Below are 3,914 nucleotides of genomic sequence, written 5' to 3'. Positions count from 1 at the left end.
ACTGATTTTCCGGCAGATCAAGAAAGCGCTTATATTAAACTCATATTTCCTCAAGACCATGGGGCTCGACCACTGATGCGCACTTATACCATTAGTAGTCAACGTGAGGATGAAATAGATGTCGATTTTGCTTTGCATGACGCTGAAGGCCCTGCTTCAATGTGGGCACGTAATGCCCAAGTTGGTGAGCAAATATTGGTCGGCGGCCCAGGACCAAAGAAGCTGATTAATAATGAGGCAGATTGGTTTTTATTGGTTGGTGATATGACAGCGCTACCAGCCATTAGCGTCAATCTTGCCCAGCTACCTGCTAATGCCTGCGGCTATGCAGTCCTTGAAGTCACCAGTGAAGCGGATAAGCAACTACTCAAAAAACCAGACAACGTTGACATTCACTGGGTGATCAACTCACATCCAAATACCGAAAGCAGCCCATTACTTGAAAGGGTTAAAACGCTTACGTGGCTAGCAGGCCGGCCTGCGGTGTGGGCAGCATGTGAATTTCATAGTATGCGCGCCCTGCGCCATTACTTTAAAACATATTTCTCAATACCAAGAACGCATTTATACATATCCAGCTATTGGAAAGTCGATAGCACAGAAGACCAGCATAAAATTGAGAAGCAGAAAGATGCAAAAAACCTAGCATAATATGCTATTTGTCTTTTAATAAATGGTAATGTAATTATCAGTTTTTAATATAATTATTATAAACTAGGCCGTATTGAACATTCACAAATAGCCCCTAGTGATCGCTAAAATTGTTCCAGACAAGGCGCAAATTGACGATAATGCAGAAATCTTAGCTAAAGTTGCAACGCATTACGAGATAATTTTAGCATCAGCCCTTACTTAACAAACTGGTACAGGACTCTTTTTGCCACTTCATTGATAAAAAATATTTTCTGTCAGGGACATGGTTGAATGTTCAACACACCCAGTTCATTTAGGTCATATTAACAAAATTAAGACTTGATAGCATATTCTAACTTTCTTCTGATTATATCCACTCTTTAAGACGCTCGCCAATACACCTTCATGACCATATCCTGCCGAGATAAATCAAACTGAGCCTTTAGTTGACGCCTTAACACTTTGGCATCCGCTGCACTAATTGCACCCCAGATTTTATCTATATGAATAGATGTGGCCTCTAAGCAGCTATCTATCGTAGAGATAATAGTGTCAGGGAGATTGATGGCTGGTGTATTCAAAATATGCACTATGTTATGTTGTTTAAAATTATCTATCTGTGCCAACGTCTGACTGAATTCGATATCTTGTAGATAAACCCTATCTGCCACATCACAAGTAACGACAATGACAATTGGCGCTATCGGATTTTGCCAATTTTCTAATAAATTAGCGACTGTTGGTATAGACGTTTCGTCGCAGATAAGCAGACATTGTCCGTCATTTAAATGCGCAATCTTTTCAGGATAATCGCGAACACTTTTCAGTTGTGTGCCAGCTAGTGCCGCTCTCGCCCAATTACCACCAGGTGTATCACCATGAATATAAGTATCCACCCAACCCTGTATTTGCTGAGTTTCTGCATCTTGCCATGCTTTTCGTAAGGTATAATAACGCTGTAATTTCTCCGAGGCGTTAGCAGAGGCGTTGGTAGATTCATGACTAATTGATACGTCAGCATTCATTTCAAACAGATAGGCATATCCTGCATGATTCAGTGGCGTATCAGCAGGTGCAGCGACTACCAATCGGAACATATTCGGGCTGGCGTAATAACCATCAATCACTGTGAAATGCCGCTCTTGCTGTTTTATCGCCTGCTTACCAAGTTTCTTTGAAGCCACTTGCAAGAGATTGATATATTGCGACTTCAAAGTAATGGTTTCATCAATAATATTTTCAAATTCAATAAAGAATTGACTGACAGCATCAGGCCGCGCGTCAGCTTCTAGATTTAGTAAAAGCCCTACATTTTGCACCGACGCTTCAAGTAATAGTCCATCGCTATAGACCTCTGCTACCACAACTGCCATCTCATTACTAAGCTTGGTATCAGCAAATGCTTCTACAAACAGCGCCAGTTCATCTTGATGCTCTTCATTGACATGATTCATAAACTTGGTTTTGGTCGCCACGGGTAATGGTACTTTATCAGTATAAAGATTATCAACAACTTGGGACATAACGGACCCCTTATAAAAAATAATTTCACAAAAAATATAAGGCGCCTGATCAACTCAATGCGCCTCATTTATTAGGCTTACGATATAGCAAGCCGTGATTCTAGCTAAAACTTATAAGACAGTGACGCTTTTACTTCACGTTCATCACCCGGTATATTAAACGTATTGAGCGAACCGACACGGACGTAATGGTCTTTATTAAATAAATTATAAACGTTTAATTGACCAGTGAGCTGCTCATTAAATGGATAACTGACCATCGCATCCCAGGTATTATAAGAATCTGCCTTGATACCTTGCGAGGATGAGAATTCACCGACGGCGTTGACACCCAATCCCATTGTTAATGGACGAGCAAGCAAATTATCCGCTTTATAGCTTACCCAAAGATTAGCAGAGTGCTTGGGCATCAATAGGAAAATGCCATCATCCCTATCACTCGATGCCTGTTTGATATCACTATCTAAATAGCTATAGCCACCAGATACTTGTAAGTTAGGCATAATTTCGCCATTAACTTCTACTTCTACGCCTTGCATTTGACGTTTTCCTAATGCCACTTGATCGCCATCTGCTGTGGGAGCAGCAGCATTTTCATCGGTCAGACGGTAGCCACTCAGTCTCGCTGACAAGGTATCTTGCCAATGACCTTTTAGACCGATTTCTATCTGATCGCCTTCACGCGGTTTTAGTAATTCGCCGTCTTGATTGGCAACATATTGCGGGGTAAAGACTTGAGTATAACTGCCATAGGCATTGATATTCGGCGTCAGCTCATACACAGCAGCCCCATAACCAGTGGCTTTGCTACTACTGTCAGTACTGGCATCAGCATTGCTAATCTTATCATCACTTTCTATCTCATAATGACTCAAACGACCGCCGACAATTAGGCTTAATTTATCGATAGGCTTGTAATTCACTTTGCCGTATAAACCCGTTTCACTCAGGGTGTTCTCAGTATGGGCAAGCGCAAAGCCTTTTTCACCGCGACGTGCTTGCTCAATAATACTGACTTCGTTCAAATCATTGATTTGTCCGACCGTTAAACCTTGACCCAAGGCTTTAGTACGCGCGTTTTCATTATCAGTTTTAAAGCGTTTATAGTCAGCACCAATGACATATTCGCTTTGATGGTTGCCAATCTTAAACGGTTGGCTTAGATTGACATCAGCACTAAGCGACGTTTCGTGAATATCTGCACCAATACCGGCAACACTGGTTTTATTATCCTCAAGGGCGCCTCCTGCAAAGGCATAATTATAATCAGCTTCTCTATCAGAGTAGCGCATACCAGCACTGATGACGCCGGCACTAGCAAGACGATGCTCAAAATCGGCAAAAACATCATGGCTTTGACTGTTAAAATCGTTCCACTTGGCACCATAAAAATCATCACGTGGTAGCGATATTAATGATTTATCAGCAAAGGTAGGCAGACCATTATCAGGGGTAATTTGCCGATCTTGCATCAAGTAGCCAAAACCAAATTTACTGTTCTCATTCAATTGCTTGTCGGCACTGACGTAGACCGTACTGTTTTGATTGTCTTTCCCGCCGATATCATCGACTACTGGATTGGCACGCTGATTGTATTGCAGCACCGTGCGACCAACGAGACTGTCATCAGCACTTAAACTGCCCTGCAGATCAGCAGACACGCCGTAGCCTGTCGGATTGCTAACATTGGCTTCTAGAATTTGGGTGGTGTGTCAGAAAGTATGCTGAAGAAATAAAGGAGGGTGACAGCCAAAGCAA

General features: G+C 42.1%; 3 protein-coding genes. 1 reads left to right on the top strand and 2 read right to left on the bottom strand.

What is annotated here, in order from left to right:
• The coding region (locus tag EI161_RS13625) for a siderophore-interacting protein (RefSeq protein ID WP_192529796.1) at nucleotides 1–651 on the top strand (651 nt) is incomplete at its 5' end.
• A 362-nt stretch (nucleotides 652–1,013) separates the two neighbouring features.
• On the opposite strand, the gene EI161_RS13620 is transcribed toward EI161_RS13625, so the two are convergent.
• Nucleotides 1,014–2,156, bottom strand: a complete 1,143-nt coding sequence (locus EI161_RS13620; protein WP_192529795.1) for an SIP domain-containing protein — start codon at nucleotides 2,154–2,156, stop codon at nucleotides 1,014–1,016.
• Nucleotides 2,157–2,260: 104 nt separating this feature from the next.
• Entirely contained in the window at nucleotides 2,261–3,817 is a 1,557-nt protein-coding gene (locus tag EI161_RS13615; RefSeq protein WP_192529793.1) for a TonB-dependent siderophore receptor, read from the bottom strand.
• Nucleotides 3,818–3,914 lie beyond the last annotated feature (97 nt).

The organism is Psychrobacter sp. FME5 (assembly GCF_014861375.1).
Classification (GTDB): Bacteria; Pseudomonadota; Gammaproteobacteria; order Pseudomonadales; family Moraxellaceae; genus Psychrobacter.
This window is presented reverse-complemented; position numbering and strand designations above follow the sequence as displayed.